This is a genomic window from Singulisphaera rosea, assembly GCF_054877945.1.
In genome coordinates, this window is sequence record NZ_JBTYIP020000011.1 from 257,350 (window position 1) to 276,120 (window position 18,771).

10 protein-coding genes are annotated in these 18,771 nt (G+C 65.4%); 5 read left to right on the forward strand and 5 right to left on the reverse strand.

The window, feature by feature from the left end; genetic code table 11:
* Positions 1-238: 238 nt before the first annotated feature.
* The 3 genes from ACYOEI_RS20130 to ACYOEI_RS20140 all read right to left on the reverse strand — a co-directional run bounded on the left by ACYOEI_RS20130 (position 239) and on the right by ACYOEI_RS20140 (position 8,219).
* Positions 239-4,492 (reverse strand): DUF7133 domain-containing protein, encoded by a 4,254-nt coding sequence (locus ACYOEI_RS20130; RefSeq protein WP_462851351.1) that lies wholly within the window; start codon positions 4,490-4,492, stop codon positions 239-241.
* Between the two features lie 306 nt (positions 4,493-4,798).
* Positions 4,799-6,763 (reverse strand): S9 family peptidase, encoded by a 1,965-nt coding sequence (locus ACYOEI_RS20135; protein ID WP_462851352.1) that lies wholly within the window; start codon positions 6,761-6,763, stop codon positions 4,799-4,801.
* An 82-nt stretch (positions 6,764-6,845) separates the two neighbouring features.
* Positions 6,846-8,219, reverse strand: coding sequence for a reverse transcriptase family protein (locus ACYOEI_RS20140; protein ID WP_462851353.1), 1,374 nt, complete (start codon positions 8,217-8,219; stop codon positions 6,846-6,848).
* A 581-nt stretch (positions 8,220-8,800) separates the two neighbouring features.
* Between ACYOEI_RS20140 and ACYOEI_RS20145 the strand changes: the two genes are divergently transcribed.
* Positions 8,801-9,913 (forward strand): HEAT repeat domain-containing protein, encoded by a 1,113-nt coding sequence (locus ACYOEI_RS20145; RefSeq protein WP_462851354.1) that lies wholly within the window; start codon positions 8,801-8,803, stop codon positions 9,911-9,913.
* A 351-nt stretch (positions 9,914-10,264) separates the two neighbouring features.
* Here the strand turns inward: ACYOEI_RS20145 and ACYOEI_RS20150 are convergent, their stop codons facing one another.
* Positions 10,265-10,540 (reverse strand): type II toxin-antitoxin system RelE family toxin, encoded by a 276-nt coding sequence (locus ACYOEI_RS20150; protein ID WP_462851355.1) that lies wholly within the window; start codon positions 10,538-10,540, stop codon positions 10,265-10,267.
* A complete protein-coding gene (locus tag ACYOEI_RS20155) occupies positions 10,537-10,782 on the reverse strand; it encodes a hypothetical protein (RefSeq protein ID WP_462851356.1) in 246 nt (81 codons plus the stop codon). The genes ACYOEI_RS20150 and ACYOEI_RS20155 overlap by 4 nt, the downstream gene beginning before the upstream one ends.
* 864 nt (positions 10,783-11,646) lie before the next feature.
* On the opposite strand from ACYOEI_RS20155, the gene ACYOEI_RS20160 reads away from it, so the two are divergent.
* The 4 genes from ACYOEI_RS20160 to ahr all read left to right on the forward strand — a co-directional run bounded on the left by ACYOEI_RS20160 (position 11,647) and on the right by ahr (position 18,472).
* Positions 11,647-12,264 (forward strand): RNA polymerase sigma factor, encoded by a 618-nt coding sequence (locus tag ACYOEI_RS20160; protein WP_462851357.1) that lies wholly within the window; start codon positions 11,647-11,649, stop codon positions 12,262-12,264.
* A 50-nt stretch (positions 12,265-12,314) separates the two neighbouring features.
* Positions 12,315-16,052, forward strand: a complete 3,738-nt coding sequence (locus ACYOEI_RS20165) for a protein kinase domain-containing protein (protein ID WP_462851358.1) — start codon at positions 12,315-12,317, stop codon at positions 16,050-16,052.
* A 212-nt stretch (positions 16,053-16,264) separates the two neighbouring features.
* Positions 16,265-17,278 (forward strand): aldo/keto reductase, encoded by a 1,014-nt coding sequence (locus tag ACYOEI_RS20170; protein WP_462851359.1) that lies wholly within the window; start codon positions 16,265-16,267, stop codon positions 17,276-17,278.
* Positions 17,279-17,461: 183 nt separating this feature from the next.
* Positions 17,462-18,472 carry an NADPH-dependent aldehyde reductase Ahr gene (gene ahr, locus ACYOEI_RS20175; RefSeq protein WP_462851361.1) on the forward strand — a complete coding sequence of 337 codons (1,011 nt, stop codon included), beginning with the start codon at positions 17,462-17,464 and terminating at the stop codon, positions 18,470-18,472.
* Positions 18,473-18,771: the final 299 nt, after the last annotated feature.

Below are 18,771 nucleotides of genomic sequence, written 5' to 3' on the forward strand. Positions count from 1 at the left end.
AAGGCCTCCATCGCCGGAGGGCGATCCGGCCTTGCCCTCCTTCGTATGGGGGGGGAACGCATCACACAAGGAAAGAGAAAAATCAACAGATGACACAGATTGTCGCGGATAGATTATTCAATAAATTAGCGATTTTTATTGAATTTCCAATCTGTGTCCATCTGTGTCATGTGTTGATGAATTCTCCGATCCCCTGGCCGATCCGTCGCGGATTGTATCCCAATGTCGGGTCGCTGCCCTAATTCGCCTTGAGCGACTCGAGGTAGCTCAGGAGCGAGGCGAGCTCGGGGATGGACAGCGGGTCGGCCAGGCCGTTGGGCATGACGGAGGCCTCGGTCTTGCCGCGTTCATCGATCTCCTTCTTGGGGAGGACGGTCACGGCGCCGGTGGAGTTTCGCAGCTCGACCTCGTCGCCCGACTCGCGGACGACGAAGCCTTCGACGGTCTGGCCGGACGTCGTGGCGAACTTCTGGGTCTCGAAGCCTTGCGAGATCTTCGCGCTCGGTTTCAGGATCGACTCGGTGAGCTCGGCGCGATTGTAACGGGCCGAGATCCCGAGCAAGGAAGGGCCCTTGGGGGCCTCGCCGGGCGTCACGGTGTGGCAGGCGATACACCCCTGGCGCTGGAAGAGGGAGGCCCCGAGGGTATGGTCGCCCTTGACGCCCTGGACCTTGGAGACGACCTGGTCGTAGGGGAGCCGGGCGATCGCGTCCTTGGCATTCGTCTGCGACACCAGGTTCAACTCGCGGGCCGCGACCTCGGCGGCGTGGCGGACCTCGGGCGAAGCGTCGCCGAGGTGCGCCCGGACCTGGAGGGCGTATGATGGGTTACGCGTCCTGGCGACCGCTCGAAGCAAACGGGAGAGCAGGGCGGGGTCATCCCAGGCACGATCGATCGTCTCGCGGAGCTCGGGCCGGGCGGAGGCGGGCAGGCGGGGGCTTGTCTCGGCGCGGAGCAGGACCGCGAAGCCCAGGGCGCTTCGGTCCGGCGACGGGTCGGCGGCGAGCTTGAGGAACGGGCCGGGAGCCTTCGCCTGGCGACCGTCGGAGAGGAAGTCGTTCAAGACGCCCAGGCTCTCCGCACTCGGGGCCTCTTGCGCGTGGATCGTCGCAAAAACGGGGATCGCGGCGTCGAGGACGCCCGGCTGGTCGACGTGACGCAGCAGGCCGCGAAGCGACTTCGCGCGGAGGGCCGGCTCCGACTTCTCGGAAGTGGCGACCGAACCGAGGAATCGGACGGACTCGGGCGTGAGCGAGGCACGGCTCGCGACCATGTCGACCGCGACCGAACGCAGGGCGGGGTCGCCGGCCGAGAGCGCCATGGCCCGGGTCGTCGACTCCTTGAAGTCGATGCCGTGCTTGATCAGCTCGACCAGGAGCCAGCGGGCGGTCGAGTCGTCGGAGTTGGCCAGGGCGGCTCGCAGCGTGCGCCCGATCGTCTCGGTCTCGTCCCAGGCGATGGGCTGGTAGTAAGGGCCCGTCGTATCAGGCCGGGTCGTCCACCATTTTCCGTCCCAGTCGGCTTCGCGATAGTAGAGCCGGCACAGGGCCTTGAGGGACGCCCGCCTTGCGTCATCGCCCTTCGAGTTGAGCTTGCCAATCAGGCCTTCGACCGTGTGCGAGTCGTGCAACCGTTGGAGGACGCGCACGGCCCCCGGGATGAGCTTGGGAGTGCTCGGGTCGATCGCTTTGAGGCAAGGGTCGATCGCCTGGAACGCAACCAGAACGTTGATCGCCGCGTGGGCGACGAGCGGGTCGTCGTCGACGGAAAGCGGCACGATGGCCGTCGCGGAATCTCCTCGGCCGAGCCGCCCGAGGCCGACAACAGCCTGGAGGCGGACGCGAGGGTTGGGGTCGCGCAAGGCGTCCTCGAACGGGGTCGACGCGAGTGACGCGTGGTCACCCGGACGTTCGGCGAGGGCGCGGAGGGCGAACTCGCGGAGGTCGTCGCGGTGGGCCAGGCGGAGCAGGGCGTTGTCGGCGTCGCGTTGCAGGAGTCCAAGAGTGAAGACGGCCGCGACCCGCGCTGGCAAGGGACGTTCGGATCCGGCGAGCGTCTCGAGACCCTGGGCGAACGCGGGCTTGGGACCTCGCTTGAGGATCTCGCGCTGGGCCGCGAGCCGGAGGACCTGGCCGGGGGCGGAGAGCGATTCGAGGAGCGCGGCGTCGGTCGCCTTCGCGAGGTCGGGGAAGGGGGCCGAAGTCCCGGCGGGGGGCGTGACGCGGATCACGTAGCCGACGTCGGGCTTGTCATAGGTATATCCGCCCCCTCGCCAACTGGAGACATAAAGACGCGAGCGGCCGTCGATGTCCATGTCGGTCGGCCGGGGCATCTCGAGGAAGGCCTCCTGCTTGGCCGAGAACCCCGCCCCCTTGGGCTCCAGGGGGTGTCGGAAGACGGCGTTGCGGCCCCACTCGCAGGTGTAGAGGGTGTCGTCATAACCCTTCGGGTAGGCCGGGTCCTGGAGGTAGAGCGAGCCGGTGGGAGAGCCGCCGCCGTAGTCGGCCAGCGGGCGTACCGTCTCGTCGGCGAAGCGGGTGAAGAGCGACGGGTAGCCGTACTGGCCGGTCGGGATGATCTGGCTGAGCCGGACGTCCCAGCCGCCGCCGTCGTTGGTGTTGTCGCGGGTAAAAATGTTCATGGACGGGTCGATGGCGACGTCGTAGATGTTGCGCTGGCCTCGGGAGTAGATCTCCAGGCCGGTGCCGTCGGTCCGGACCCGGACGACCCCGCCCCCTCGGAACTGGAGCGGGCCGCCGTCCTTTCCTTGGGCCTTGAGAAAACCGTAGTCGCCGACGGCCACATAGATCCATCCGTCGATCCCGAGCCGGATCCCGTTCGTCGTGTGGTCGGCGCCCCGGAACTTGAGGTCGAAGCCGATCCCCTTGACCAGGTCTTCCGAACGGTCGGCGACGCCGTCGCCGTTGTCGTCGTGATAGGCGGTGAGGTCGGGGGGATGGAGCACGTAGAGCGTTTTTCCATCGACGATCAGCCCGCGCGGACTGTCCATCGTGGCGAAGACGTTGAAGCGGTCGGCCTTGCCGTCGCCGTCATCGTCGAGGCAACGGACGACCCGACCCCGCCCCCCTTTGGCGTCGATCGAGCCGTTCTCGTCGATCCCGACGTAGACCTCGCCGTTCGGTGTGGTCGCCAGACAGGTCGGGTAGCGGACGTCCGGAGGCGCGGCGAAGACGGAGACCTGGAACCCCTCGGGCGCCGAGACTCCGCGGAGGATCCCCCGCTCGCCCGCGGATCGGTTCGGGGTCGATGGCAAGGACGCGGCGACGAGTTTGGTGCCGAAGACTTCGACCTCGAAGGCGCTCGCCCAGTGCCCGGACTCGAGCCCGGTCGCGGTCAGGCGGACGTAGCGGATCCCTTTGCCGAGGAAACGATGGGCGCGCTCCTGGTCGCGTGCGTCGGTCCCTGTTTGGTCCGAGAGGAGCGACCAGGTTTTGCCGTCGGCCGAACCTTCCACCTTGTAGCGATAGCCGACGTCGCCGGCTTCCCAGGTGATCCGACAGCCGGTGAGGTCCTCGGGCTTGCCCAGGTCGACCTGCCACCAGTGCCCGACGTTCGCGTCGGCGGGGCACCACCGCGAATCGAGGTCGCCGTCATTTGCGGCATCGGGACCTCGGGCGTTGTTCTCGGTCGACGAGGCCGTCGCCGGCTTCCCGAGCGCGAGGTTTTCCGGGACGAGGCCTGCGGGCTTTGCCTCGGCCGCCTTCAGGTGCTGGGCGTCGAGCTTGCCGACCGCCCAGAGCAGTCCTCGCGTGATGTAGTTCAGGAAGACCGGGTCCGACATCTCCTCGTTGTGGTGCCCGACCGTCGTGCCGAAGACCCGGGTATTATTGCCGTAGGCGTTGGTCCAGATGCAGACCTCGTCCTTGTTCGTATCCCGGCTCCGGGCGTGGGCGAGCGGCGTGGCGGTGTCCCAGACCTTGCTGATCAGGTAGAGCTCGCCGTTCGCCGTCTGCCACGAGTCGCCGAAGCCCGCCATGATCGGGTTGTCCTTGGCGAGGTTCACGACCTTGAAGGGATAGGTCGCGCCGTGGCGGTGCGAGGTGACGCCGAGGAACTTGAACCACTCGTCGGTCTTGTCGCGATAGCCGTGCATCGCGCAGTGGATCACGACGGCGGGCGTCCCTTCCTTGTGGGGCTTGAGGATCCGCTGCGTCCAGGCGGGGTCGGGGATATCGGAGAAGCATTCGTTATGGACGACGATGTCGTACCCCTTGGCCCAGTCGGGGTTCTCATACACCGGCAGCTTGGTGTTCGTCGTCGTGCCGCCTTGCTGGACGATCGTCCAAACGACCGGCGCCCGCGCGGAGATCCCTTCCGAGAGGATCGTCTTCTGCTTGGTGTAGTCGTGGCAACAGCCGCCCGTGATCAGCAGGGCACGGATCGGCTTGACCGGTTCGTCGGCCGAGACTCGAGTCACCGGGACGACCGCGAGGCCCGGCAAGAGGAACAGTAGTCGGATGGCTCTCGGCATTTGGACGAACTCCCTCGTCTGGACCGATCTTGGCAACGCTCGCAAGATCGCACGAAGACCCCTTCGCCAAGGTACACACGTGGCCGATGAGATGCCACCCGGGCGTCGCGAGCCACGGGTAGTTTGGTCATGCGCTCAGCACGGAGTCGATCACGCCCGAGTTGCACTCCCCCCCACGGGGCATCCGGACGGTTTTTTCCAAGCCCGAAGCGCAAGCGAGTGAATTTCTCCGTGTGAAATCGAAAGAGATTCACTCGCTTGCGCTTCGGGCTTGTAATGATGAAATGCAACTCGAAAGTCAATCGCTCATCGAGACCCCTTGGATTCCTCGCCGAGCAGGAACTCGCGGAGGAACAGGACCTCGACGGCCTGGAGGTAATCCATGTTGACCTTCTTGGCGAACCCGTGACCCTCGTTCTTGCCGACGAGATACCAGACGGGCTTTCCCCCCTGCCGGACTCGGGTGACGATTTGCTGCGACTCGCTGGCGGGGACGCGCGGGTCGTTCTGCCCCTGGGCGACGAGCAGCGGCACGCCGATCTTGGCCGCGTTCGTCAACGGCGAGATCGCCTCGAGGATCTTGCGAATCTCGGGGTCGCGTTCGTCGCCGTACTCGGCGCGACGGAGGTCGCGGCGATATCCCTGGGTATTTTGCAGGAACGAGACGAAGTTCGAGATGCCGACGATGTCGATGCCCGCCTTGAGCCGGTCGCTGTAGTGGGTCAACGACGCTAATGTCATGTACCCTCCGTACGACCCGCCGATCACCGCGACTCGCGTTGCATCAAGGTTCGGCTGGGTCGCGATCCAATCGAGAAGGGCCCCGATGTCCTTGACCGAGTCTTCGCGCAGGCGGCCGTTATCAAGCTTCAGGTACGACTTCCCATACCCCGACGACCCCCGCACGTTCGGATAGATCAAGGCGATCCCGAGCTCGTCGATCAGTTGGTTGGCACGGCCGAGGAAGGCGGGGCGGTATTGTCCCTCGGGCCCGCCGTGGATATTGATCAGGACCGGGCGAGGGCCCGAGAACTTCGCGCCGGGGCGGTAGACGAACGCCGGGATCTTGCGGCCGTCGAATGTCGGGTACCGGATCAACTCGGGCTCGGCGAAGGTTTCGGGGTCGAGGCCGCCGGTTTCGCTCTGCGTCCAGCGGGCCAGGGTCTTGCTGGCCAGGTCGTAGGAATAGACGTCGGATGTGGAACGGGCCGAGGTCAGGTGGAAGGCGAACTCGTTCGCCCCCCGACGGAACTTCAGCCCCCCGATCTGCCCGGGCGGGAGTTGCGGGGCGGGACGCTCGCGGCCCTGGGTGTCGAGGATGTGGAGCCGAGAGACGCCGTCTTCGTTCGCGACCACGACGATCGTCTGCCCGTCGTCGGAGAGTTCGAAGGCGTCGATATCCCACGGGATCGACGCCGAGATCACGCCGAGCTCTTTCGTCTCGAGGTCATAGCGGACGAGGCGGCGGAACTCGGACTCTCGGTCGGTCGTGCCGTAGAGCGCCTTGCCGTCCTTCGACCAGCGGACGTCGGAGTAGGCGACCGTCTCCTCGCCGGCGGAAGGGCGATCGGTGAGCCTGTCGACCTTCCCGGTCGCCACGTCGATGACGTGGATGTAGCTCTCGTTGATCGAGATCGACTCGATGGCCACGACGTGTTTGTCGTCCGGCGACCAGTCGGAGATCGTCCAGTTCCCCGAGACCTCCTTGATCCGGCGGGGAGAGGTCGGGTCCGTCGCGGACATGACGTACAGGTCCATATCCTTGCCGTTCCGCGCGTTGCTGCTCCAGCCGAGGAAGTTCCCCGTGTTCGACCACCCGGACAGGACGTGTCTCGAGCGGCCGTCGCTGATCCGAGTCGCATGGCCGGTCTTGGCGTCCTGGAGGAAGAGCTGGTAATTCTCGGCCCCTCCCTCGTCAGCCTCGTAGACGAACGAGTCGTGCCCCGGCCGAGGAGATGCCCCCAGGACCCGGTCATCGAGGAAGGTCAACTGGGTCCGCGCCCCGCCGGGGAAGGCGACCCGATGGACCTGGTTCGTATCCGCGAACCGGGTCAGGATCAGGATCTCGCGGCGGTCGGCGGTCCACCCCTGGAAGGCTGCCGACCGGCTGTTCTGGTATCGCGCCAGAGTTTTCGCGAGCGTGCGAGGAACCCCGGGGACCCCATCGGCCCCGATCGACTCGGGGACGACGACGGACTCGGAGGCGTCCTGGGCATTGGCCCCAGGGGCCACAATCGCGACGGCCAACCAGGCGAGGGCGAGGTTCCGCATGATATCCTCGAGCGTTGATGGGAAGGAGCCGGAGCCCACGGATCATCCCCGACCCGACTCGGCCTGGCAAGCCCCGGGATCGTCACCACGCGATGCGGTCGAACACCGAGCGGAGCTTTCGGCCACGCTCGGGATTGAGCGACGCCACGTGAGCGATCCGCCCGGCCAGGTGGGCGCGGAAGTCGTCGCGGCCGTCTCGGTTCTGCCCCTCGGGACCATGCGTCGCGCAGTTGTGGAGGATCGCCTTCAGGCGGTCGAAGTCGTCGCGCGCCACGTTCGGGCGCTCGTTCAGCACGACCCCGGCCACGCGCTGGCGGACCCCCTGACGCATAATCCGCGTCTTATGGGCGTTGACTTTGAATCCCTCCTCGATCGCAACTGCGAAGGCATGAACATGAAATCGCGCGATCGACTTCGCGAAATCGGTGTCCCCGGAGAAGGCCAGGTCGTCGGCATATCGCGTGTACTCGGCCCCCGCAGCGGCCGAGAGCCCGGCGAGGCGGTCATCGAGTCGGTAGGCGCAGAGGTTCGCGAGGGCGGGCGACGTCGGTGCCCCCTGGGGCAAGTGCCGACCCCAGTAGAGCCGTCGTATCCGCCAGAATTCGGCGCCTTCCGCCGGGCCGTCGGAGAGCCGCCACACGTCCGCCGGGACGCCGCTGGTGCAGAGCCCGGCCAGGGTGACCGCCACGGCCTCGGGGTATCCCGCCGTGAGGAAGATCCCCGTCACCCACGCCATCGAGATCGTCGGGAAGAAGTCCTTGAGGTCGAGCTTCAGAACGATCGGCCGGCCGACGTGGGGCGCGACGTACGACCGGATCGAACGGCCCCGGCGGAACCCGTGCACGGCCTCATGCGGCGGGATTCCTTCGAGGATCTCGTCCAGGACCTGGCGCTGGAGTGCCTTCAGCCGAGGCCGAGGCGCCTCGATCAATCGTCCCGACCCGGTCGCTTTCGCGACCCAGTGATAGTCGTAATGCCGGAGTGGCCCCGGCTTCGCCTTCCGGCACCGCGACCCGAGGTCCGCGAACCAGTCGAGCTCGGCGGGAGTGAGCCCCAGCCGCTCGGCCAGCGCGGACGTCGTCGTGATCGAGGGGATATCCCACGAGCTCGGTGTCCCGGGGGCCGGGAACATCCGCGGGGGGAGCCATTTCAACTGGCGAGAATCGATCGATTCGCGCTGGCAAGCCCGTCGGAAACCCGGGTCGTTAAGAAGGAACGCCGCGACCCGATTGGCCGGGAGGCGGGTCTTTTGCCCGAACTCCGCGTTGATCCGTCGTGCCAGCGGACGAAGCCAACGCCAACGACGTCCCAGGGCCGAGGCCCCGCGGTCGACGAGCTCATCGACCTCCCAGGACCCTCCCACGAAGGCCTCGGCCAGACAGAATGCCACGCTGTTGGTATACGTGATCGACAGCGGCGGGAACTCCAACCAGTCTCGTCCGGCGTGAAGGGTCATACGCGAAGCGTATTCGCCTTCACGCGCCGCGATGCGTGTCTTACCGTCTCCCCCGGGGTAGCCCCGGAGAGGCCGGACCGAGCGTCCGAAGACGACCAGGCCAACCCGCTTGGAGCCCCGCCGCTGTCGCCAACCTTAGTGGGTTGATGTACTCCTGTCAAGGTGGACTGCGGGCGCCAATCCTTACGTTTTCGAGGAGTCACACCAGTTGGAAAAACCGGTAACAGGCCGAGAAAAGGGGGCGCAACGCATTTATTCGGCGAACTTCGGTCGGCCGAGTGAGCTATACGTCGACTCAAGCTTGGGCTTACGTCCTCCTCGAACACCACACCCCTCGCCGCTGGATAGTGCCCAGGCTACGCCGAAACGTTTCCGTTGCGGGTCGATCAAGTGCAGCGTGATTCAATTCGTTACATCCCCATTTCACGCCGATCTTTTGTTTAGCGACGATCATGGATCTTGGGCCTCAGAATGGCAAATCCATCGGAGGACGGTCTTAAGAACGCATGTCCTCGCACGAAGATAGTTCACGAGGGATCTCTTTGCACTCCAGGTTTTGATGAATGGAGATCGACCAACCTATGCGACGGTTCCGCCTTCGCCTCCGCACGCTCCTGGGACTTGTGGTGCTGGTCGCACTTGCCTTGGTCGGGCACAGGATCTATCTCGATGGCCCCGACGCGCATTGGCTCCTTCTGAAACTCAGATACGGCAACCTCGACGCGCGACGATCGGCAGTGGTCCAGATCCGGCAATCGGAGAGCCGGGCATGGTATCACGACGTCATCGCCCCCATCGTTTCAGGTCCCTTAAACCCGCAGACCTTCGAGGGGCAGCGATACCACCGACGGCGTAGCGCGGCACTCTTGATTCCCGCTCTCGCCGATGCGATGAAAGACCCCGACGCGGCCTGCCGTGCCGATGCCTTGAGGGCCCTCGCCTTACTGGTGACGCTCCACGGGTCGGAGCCCCAGAAGCGACTGGCCCAACACCAGATTCTCGCGGCGACTCATGACCGGGAGTATTCGGTGAGGACAGCGGCCGTGGGCTCGTTGATCGGCCTCGCGGTTCGGGACTCCGACGCCGTTCTCAAAGCGCTGCGATCGGCGTTGGCTGACCCATCCCTCCTTGTCCGGCAGGCCGCAACCCAAGAACTGGGAATGCTCGGGGTGGACGTCCCGGCGACCCAACGCGAGGTTGCATCGATACTCATGCCGCTCCTGGCAAGCCGGGAAGACTCTCGCGTCCGGGTCAAGGCGGTCTGGGGGATGACTTATTTCGGTGCCGACAGCCGTCGCCGTCCTCCCGGCGCCGGCCCGGATGTCGTCCCCGCCCTCGTCGCAGCCCTACGTGACCCGGACGTCGACGTACGCCGAACGGCGGCTATCGTTCTCGGCTCCACGACGGCCGATGCCCGCGGCCGAAAGATATCACGCTGGGAGCTGAGGAAGAGAGCGATCATCCCTGCGATGAATGCGTCAATCTCCGACGAGGACAAAGCGATGCGAGAGGAGGCCGCTCTGGCCCTCTTCGCCTTCGGACAACGAGACTCCGTCGTCCTCGAACTGATCGAACAAGCGGCCAGTAATCCCGCTCGTTCTCAGAAGTCCAGATTCGACTCAGTGTTGGAAGAGTGGGAGAACGAAGAAGAAGATCCTGGCCAGAAGCCTGCTGATGGTGATGAAATGCCGTAGCGACGCAACAGTCGTATCGTCGAAGGACGCGACGAATCGCATCGGCATGATTCGGTCGCCCACAGGAGCGAAATATCGAATCCAGCTTGGGCATACAGCCTCCTCGGGCGTCCCGACCCCTCGTCGAGATTGGCCGCAGGCCACCCAGAAGCATCGCCGTCGTTGCTCGATCAAGAACAACGCGATCCCATTCGATTCGTCCCCATTTCTTACCGAATTCTCATCGGATCATTCTTCTGGTGTTCCTTGATCAATTGACTTGGCTACCGTATTTAAATGAAAATATTGTTGTTTATTATATTGATATATTAAGTGTATTCAGGTTAAAGTGGGTGATTTAACATTACGTAATCAGATCCCTCGGTACACATCTCGCCTGTGCCCGATCTTCACGACTTTGATGATGAGCTGGGTGTCCATTACCTCGTAGATGACGCGGTAATCACCGATCCTGACACGGAAGTGTCCTGCAACCCCTGTGATTCGCTCGGAGCCTTGCGGGTGGGGATTGGCCGCAAGCAATTCGATTTTTGTGAAAATGCGTTGACGGATTTCGTTTGGTAAAGCTTCGAGGTATTTGATCGCTGGCTTCGCGAACTCGATACGAAAGGGGAGGCCTGCGCTCATGGATCGATTCCCAGGATCCTTCGGGCCTCATCCAGAGAGACGGTCCCGTTGGCCTCGATATCTCGGTTCGCAGCCTCGATGTCTCGAAGATCCTCCTCGTGTTCCAGGAGGTCGAAGATCGGGGAACCCAGGAGATGCTCGAGGTCAGAGGTCTCGACGTAGACTTCGGGCTGACCCGCGAACTGAGCGCGGAATGACCCTTTCTCGGTGCGGACGATCGTAAGCGTCAGCGGGAATTCCATCGGCCGGCCTCCTTCGTGCTGTGGCGGAGACTTTGGAAGACCTGATCGTCAAGCAGACTCATGAAACACGATATCGATGATGACAGTCACAAGAACGTTGTCGTGCTTGGCCCGAAGTCTTCAAGCCAGTCCATCTAGGGCTTCTGGCGCTTTTGGATACCGCGTTCGATCGAGGCCCTTTTAAAGAGGTTGCTTTGGGTCTTGGCATGGCGATTCCCTACCGAAGTCGTCCGTCACGCTTATCCTAAGACGACGGAAGGCTCTTAGTCAAACCGAGACAATTCTGGAAACCCACCGTTCATCCAAAAATCCCAAACGCTTGCCGGATGGTGCGCGAGGAACATGACATCGGGGTGGCCGGGTCGGATCGCAACGACACCCCGGATTTCTCGACGTCCCGCGGTTCGGGGCGTCGCTGCGCTCCGACCCGGCCACCCACTCCCTTTCACGATCTTCGCTCAAGAGAGAGCACTAACTGTCGAGCGCTAGGCAAAAAGCGGGTTTCTGCGAGAGTTGGCGAGGAGATTCCGCGATAGGTTGGCAGTGTTGACCGTGTCAGAGACCCGGTTTTAAGAAGAAAACAGGTTTCAAGACGGGCACTTAGCGAACGAAACCCTCGTCATCAACTTCCCGAGGCCGATGGTCGCCCTGTCATCATAGCTAAATAACAAATGCTTAAATATTATGTGATCGATTGAAATCTTGCGTCTTTGGGTGTCGTGACTCGAGTGTCGTCGGCGCATCCGGACGTGGCGATCCACGATCGTTTGGCTTAGAATCTTCCGGCCGAATGACACTCGCTGTCGCCTCAACAGAGAGATCTCTCCGAACGCTGGCCACACCTGATCGATGCGGAGTACGAACATGTCCGAAGCGAACACCACTGCTGTGGTCCAGCAATACCTGGGAGAGTTGAACGGTGACGCCCCTGCCGAGCCGATCATCCGGATTTTGCTCGATCGGGCCGTGATCCGACTGGAGCGACTCTGCGGGACGTTTCTGCATCGCGACTACCCGCGGTTGACGCGCCCGCCGCTCAACCTCCGAACGGAGGAACTGCTCGGCGCGGTGGTGGAGCGGCTGCTCAAGGCCCTGCGGCAGGCCCGCCCCAAGACCGTCCGGGAATTCTTCGCGCTGGCGGGTCAGCACATGCGGTGGGAGTTGAATGACATGGCCCGACGCTTAGATACTCAGGCGGCGGCCGTGGAACTCCGGGAGGGGCTGATTCCTTCGCCGGCCAGCAGCGGCTCCGGCTTGTCGTCGGATGGCCGTCGCATGCTCGAGGCGATCGACGGCTTGCCGGAGGACGAGCGGGAGGCGTTCGACCTGGTGCGCATCCAGGGGCTCACCTACGACGAGGCCGCGGAGATCCTGGGCGTCGCCCCCAGGACCGTCCGGCGGCGGTTGGACCGGGGGCTTAGGATGCTGACCGAGCGGCTCTGCGACCTCGGTCCGTCGTCTCCGCCAACCGCCTCGCCCTGAGGCCCGTCCGGCCACGTCGGGACCGGGCCATGACCGCGTGAGAGGCTGCCATGCCCGACGACCCTCGCGTCCAAGAACTGCTCGACGAGCTCCTCGACCTGGACGCTACCCCGGAGGAGGTCTGCCGCGAGTGCCCGGAACTGCTGCCCGTCGTCCGCGAGCGTTGGCAGCAGATCTGCCGGGCCCGCGACGAGCTCGATGCGTTGCTCCCGGTCTCGACGCACAGCAACTCCGAGACGACGTCGCCGGAGGAACCGGGCCTGCCGCAAATCCCGGGCTACGAGGTCGAGGCGATTCTCGGCCGCGGCGGCATGGGCGTCGTCTTCCGGGCACGTCACCTGCGCCTGGGCCGCCTCGTCGCCCTCAAGATGACGCTGGCGGGCTCCTACGCCGGCCTTCGCGAGCGGGAAAGGTTCCGGCGCGAGGCCGAGGCGGTCGCCTCTCTGCGGCACGCCAACATCGTGCAGGTCTACGACGTCGGCGACTGGGAAGGCCGGCCCTACTTCACGATGGAGCTGATCGACGGCGGGACCCTGGCCCAGAGGCTGGCCGGCGTGCCGCAACCGGCCCGAGAGGCCGCCTCATTGCTGGCGACCCTGGCCGAGGCCGTGGACGCGGCGCATCAGGGCGGGATCATCCACCGCGACCTCAAGCCCGCGAACATCCTGTTCACGCCCGAAGGAACGCCCAAGGTCACGGATTTCGGGCTCGCCCGACGCCTCGAAGGGGGCGCGGGGCTCACCGTGAGCGGCGCCCCGCTCGGCACGCCGAGCTATATGGGCCCCGAGCAAGCCCTGGGTGCGTCGGGGGCGGTCGGGCCGGCCGTGGACGTCTACGCGCTGGGGGCGATCCTGTATGAGCTGCTGACCGGCCGCCCGCCGTTTCGGGGCGCGACGGTCCTGGACACGCTCGAGCAGGTCAAGTCGACCGAGCCGGTGGCGCCTTCGCGTTTGGTCCCCGGCATGCCTCGTGACGTCGAGACGATTGCGCTCAAGTGCCTCCAGAAGGACCCGGCCCGGCGCTACGCTTCGGCCGGGGACCTGGCCGAGGACCTTCGGCGGTTCCTCGACGGCCGGCCGATCATCGCCCGGCCCGTGCCGTTCTGGAAGCGGTTCATCAAGTGGGCTCGGCGCCGACCGGCGATCGCGGCACTCATCTCGGCGGTGCTGCTGCTCCTGACGTCGTTGCTGGTTGGCGGGGTCTGGTCCTACGCTGAGATCAATCGGTCGCTCACGAGGGCCGAGTCCTTGAGGCAGGCCGAGACGAAGGCGAAGTCGCTCGCCCTCGAGCAGACCAGGATCGCCAAACAGCGTGCCGAGGACCTGGCCTGGGAGGATTACATCAACCGGGTCGACCGCGCCTATCGCGAGGTGCAGGACGACAACGTCGCCCTTGCCGAGGACCTGCTCCACGGCTGCCCGGTCGAGCGTCGCGGATGGGAATGGCACTACGTCAAGCGGCTTTGCCACCCCGAACGGTTTTCGCTGGAGGCGCCCGCCGGCAGCCTCGGCACGATCGCCTGCAGCCCCGATGGGCGAGTGATCGCCACCGGCTCGGGCGGGCAATTCTTCAGGGGCAAGGGAGGCTCCACGGTCGAGCTCTGGGACCGGGAGACCGGTCGACGACGTCCGACCCTCCACCGCACCGAGAACGTGGTGTGGGGCCTGGCGTTCAGCCCCAACGGGGCCTCACTCGCCTTGGGCGGGACGAACCCTCAAGTCGAGGTCCGAGACGCGCAGACCGGCGCCGTGCGTTGGTCCAAGCACGAGCCGACTCTGCCCCAGGCCATGAGCATCGCGTTCAGCCCCGACGGGGAGACGCTCGCCGTGGGATTCGGCCAGTACAGCCAGGAGAAAGCCTTTCAGGTCAAGGTCTACGAGGTGGAGACCGGTCGGGAGACCGCCGGGTTCCTCGGCCCGGGGGGCGGTGTCAACGACCTGGCCTTCCACCCCGACGGACGCCACTTGGCGGTCGCCGGCGCGGAGGTGGTCGAGGTCTGGGACGTCGGGGCTTCGAAGAAGGTCCGCGAGCTCCGGGGGCACTCGAAATGGGTCTACGGCGTCGCGTATAGCCCCGACGGGAAATGGCTGGCCACCGGCGGCTGGGACCGCACGATCAAGCTCAGGGACGCTGCCACCGGCGAGGAGAAGCTGACGATCTTCGCCCATGACGGGTTCGTCCTCGACCTGGCCTTCAGCCCCGACGGCCGCGAGCTGGCCTCGACGAGCGAGGACCGGAGCGTCCGGCTCTGGGAGGTCCCGAGCGGTCGCCCGCTCGGCGTGCTCCACGGCCACTCCGACTTCGTGCAGGCGGTCGCCTTCACCCCCGACGGCCGCTCGCTGGCCTCCGGCGGCATGGAGGGCACGATGAAGGTCTGGGACCGTCGGGGCAGCTTCCCGGTGGTCTTCGACGGCCACACGGGCTGGGTGGGCCGCCTCTGGTATCGCCGAGACGGGCGCCGCGTGGTCACCGCTCCGATGACACACCAGGTCGCGGGCGAGACCACCAAGGGCTGGGACCCGAGCACCGGCGAGCCGGATCCCTCGTTGACCGGTATCGACCCCGACAAGCTCGGGGACGAATACCTCCCGCCCACCGTGTTCCCCGAGGACTACGGCCCGCCTCGAGGGGTGAAGAGCCCCGATGGGAGCTTGTTCGTCCGGGTCTGGACCGGGGCCGTCGAACGTCCGATGGCCGATCGCAGCAAGGATTACGCGAAGAACTCGGTCGAGGTCCTCGACGCGAAGAGCGGGCATGTGCTCCACACGCTGATCGGCCACACCGCGGAAGTGCGCGGGCTCGCCTTCAGCCCCGACGGCCGGCGGATCGCCACCTCGAGCTGGGACCGGACCATCAAGCTTTGGGACCGGGACACCGGCCGCGAGGTCTTTACCCTTCGAGGCCACACCGCTGGGCTGCTGGTCGTGGCGTTCAGCCCCGACGGCCGCCGGATTGTTTCCGGCGGCATCGACTTGACCGCCCGCGTCTGGGATGCCACCCCGCTGCCGGCCGACGTCCTCCAGGCACAGGACGCGCGTTATCAGCGGAAGCGCAAGGCGCTCGCGGAGCTGGCCAAGGTCGTCGAAGCCGCCGAGCATGCCGAGAACCTGGCCAAGAGCGGCCAGTGGGAACTCGCCGCCGACGCCTATGGAAAGTTCATCGACCAGGAGCCGGACAACTTCGTGCTCCGGCTGACCCGGATCCGGGCCCTTTTGGCGGCTGAAGACGTCGAGGGAGCTCGGCGGTCCTGCGAAGAATTGCTCAAGCGATCCGCCAACGCAACCTTGTCCGCCTCGTGGACGACCAACCTCGCCTTCAGCAACAACGTCGTCTGGTGCTACGCGTTGACCCCCGACGCGGTCGCCGACCCGGGAGTCCCGGTGCGCCTGGCCGAGGCCGCCCTGAAGCTCACGGCCGTCACGGAGAGAGAGGGGTGCGACCGGCTCAGAATCCTTGGCGCGACGCTCTACCGCGCGGGGCGGTTCGCGGAGGCCATCCGCACCCTCGAAGAAAATCATCGAGCCCGCGGCGACGGTGGCGATCCCCAGGGATCCGGCTTCTTGGCCATGGCCCATCACCGCCTGGGGCATCACGCCGAGGCCAGGCGATGGCTCGACACGCTGGCAGCCTACCAACCCAAAGAAGCCGCCGAGCTCTCGTGGGACGACGTGGAGGTCCGCATCCTCCGTCGCGAGGCCGAGACGCTAATCCTGGGCGGATCCCCCGCGGCTCATTCGCCTGCCACGACAAGGGCGCTGAACGGCCTTCCGAAAACCAAGCCGGAGTGATTCTCGTGAATCAAAATATGTGAAAAATGAAGTTAGCCGCGTTCATGCTCTGGCCGCGCCGAATGACGCGTCTACAAAGACTGGAAACGTGTTGTCATCCCCCAACGCTTAGAAGATGCGAGGGAGCCGTGGTCGGCAGGGTTTCAGCGACCGTGTCGACCGACTCCCACTGTCGACTGCCCGGTTCGTGCGCCAGGAACCTCGGAGGCAACATGAGCATCAGAGAGACGTTGATCGGCGGCCCCCTGGGCTTTGGCGCCGCGCCCCTGGGCAACATGTTCCGCAACATCCCGGACGAGGAAGCGGTGGCGACGGTCGAGGCCGCCTGGCAGCAAGGCGTTCGCTACTTCGACACGGCTCCCTTCTACGGCGCCGGCCTGTCCGAGATCCGGCTCGGAAAGGCCCTGGCGAAACATGATCGAGACCAGTATGTCCTCAGCTCCAAAGTCGGCCGATTGATCCTCGACGAGGTCGAGATGGGCCGTCGCGACTTCGGCGAGAAGTCGAGACTCTTCGAGCACGGCCGGCCCAATCGCGTCGTCTACGACTATTCGGCGGACGGCACCCTTCGCTCGATCGAGGCCAGCCGGGAACGGCTCGGCGTCGACCGCCTGGACTTCGTCTGGATCCACGACATCTCGAGGGACTTCCACGGCGACGAGTGGCTCGGTTATTTCGAGGCCGCTCGCAAAGGGGCGTTTCGGACGCTCGACCGACTGCGAGAGCAAGGCGTCATCAAAGGGTGGGGCCTGGGGGTGAACCATGTCGAACCCTGCGAGCTGGCGTTGGACATGGACGAAGCCCGGCCGGATGGGTTCCTCCTGGCCGGACGCTACACGCTGCTCGACCACGAGCGGGCCTTGCAGCGCCTGATGCCGGCCGCGGCGGCGAAGAAGGTCGGGATGGTCATCGGAGGCCCTTATAGCTCGGGAGTCCTGGCCGGCGGCACCCACTTCGAGTATCAGCCCGCGCCGCCGGAGATCCTCGCCAAGGTCGAGCGCATCAACGCCGTCGCCGCCCGCCATGGAGTCCCCATCAAGGCCGCCGCCCTGCAGTTCTCGCTCGCCCACCCCGCCTCGGCCGCCGTCATCCCGGGCGCCAGCCGTCCCGGACGCATCGCCGAAGACCATGCCGCGCTCGCGGCCGTCATCCCCGACGATTTCTGGCGCGAGCTGCGCGACCAACGGCTCGTCTCCCCGGACGCGCCGCTGCCGATCGATCGGTAGCGAATCTTCACGGCCGCTCGAGTCGCCGAGCGGCCGTCGTCAGGACGAGAAACCGCCCTCGCAGGGTTGGGCCGGGGACGTTGCGCCTCGACCCCGAGCCCGACCGTCCTTCGTCACCGCCCTCTCGGAGGACGATCGTGAAGCGTTTTCCGAATCAATATCCCCTCAATTGAGAGGACTCCAATGGCAATGATTGACGCGTGGGTCGCGACGAGCGCCAGGAGCAAACTGGTCCGACAGCAGGTCGAGCTCGGCCCTCTCGGGCCGGAAGAGGTGGAGGTTCAGGTCGAGCACTGCGGCCTATGCCATTCCGATATCTCGATACTCAACGACGACTGGGGGTTCTCGCGGTTCCCGGCCGTGTTGGGGCACGAGGCCGTCGGCCGGGTGGTCGAAGTCGGATCGGCGGCCAAGGGGCTGAAGGTCGGGCAACGCGTCGGGATCGGCTGGACGGCCGCCAGTTGCATGTACTGCCGGGAGTGCATGTCCGGCCAACACAACCTGTGCCAGAAGGCGACATTCACGATCGTCGGGCATCACGGCGCGTTCGCCAGCCGCGTCCGCTCCCACTGGGCCTGGGCCATCCCGCTCCCGGACAAGCTCGACGTCGCCGAGTCCGGCCCGCTCCTGTGCGGAGGGATGACGGTATTCAACCCCCTGGTGACTCACGCCAAGCCGACCAGCCGCGTGGGCATCGTGGGGATCGGCGGGCTGGGCCACATGGCCGTCAAGTTCGCCACCGCCTTCGGGTGCGACGTGACGGCGTTCACCTCGAGCGAGAGCAAGTTCGACGAAGCTCGAGGGTTCGGCGCGACTCACGTGGCGTCGACCCGCAATCCGGATTCGATCAAGAAGCTTGCCGGGACGTTGGACCTGCTGCTGGTCACCGTGAATGTCCCGCTCGACTGGGACGCCCTCGTCGCCACCCTGTCGCCGAACGGCCGCCTGCACGTCGTCGGCCTCGTCCTCGAGCCGATACCGATTCAGATCGTCCCGTTCATCATGGGGCAGCTCAGCCTGTCCGGCTCGCCGACCGGCTCGCCCGTCGGCACCGGGACCATGCTCGATTTCGCGGCGAGGAACAACATCACCCCCCAGACCGAGCATTTCCCGATGAGCCGCATCAACGAAGCGTTCGATCGCCTCGCCGCGGGCAAGGCCCGATACCGCATCGTGCTCGACGCGGACTTCTGAGTACGGGTTGAGGGTGATGACGATCGGATCGCCCGAACCGGATCGTGTGTTATCAACCGACGATTCCTCTGGGGTGAGGGGCATGAGGATGCCGTCCATGATGTGTGCGCAGGTTTGAGACGGAGGCATAACGTCTTGGCTTAGCCTGCTTCGGCCTACCACAAGGTCGAAGTGTGGTCTCAAGCCCCATGCCTGCGGATTCCTCGTCCCCCAGACCCCTTGCTGTAAGGTTGACCTCGAATCTTCGCCCCTGCCTTCCGCTCGAGAAGAATCCGACCCATTCCATGACGTCCCGTTGA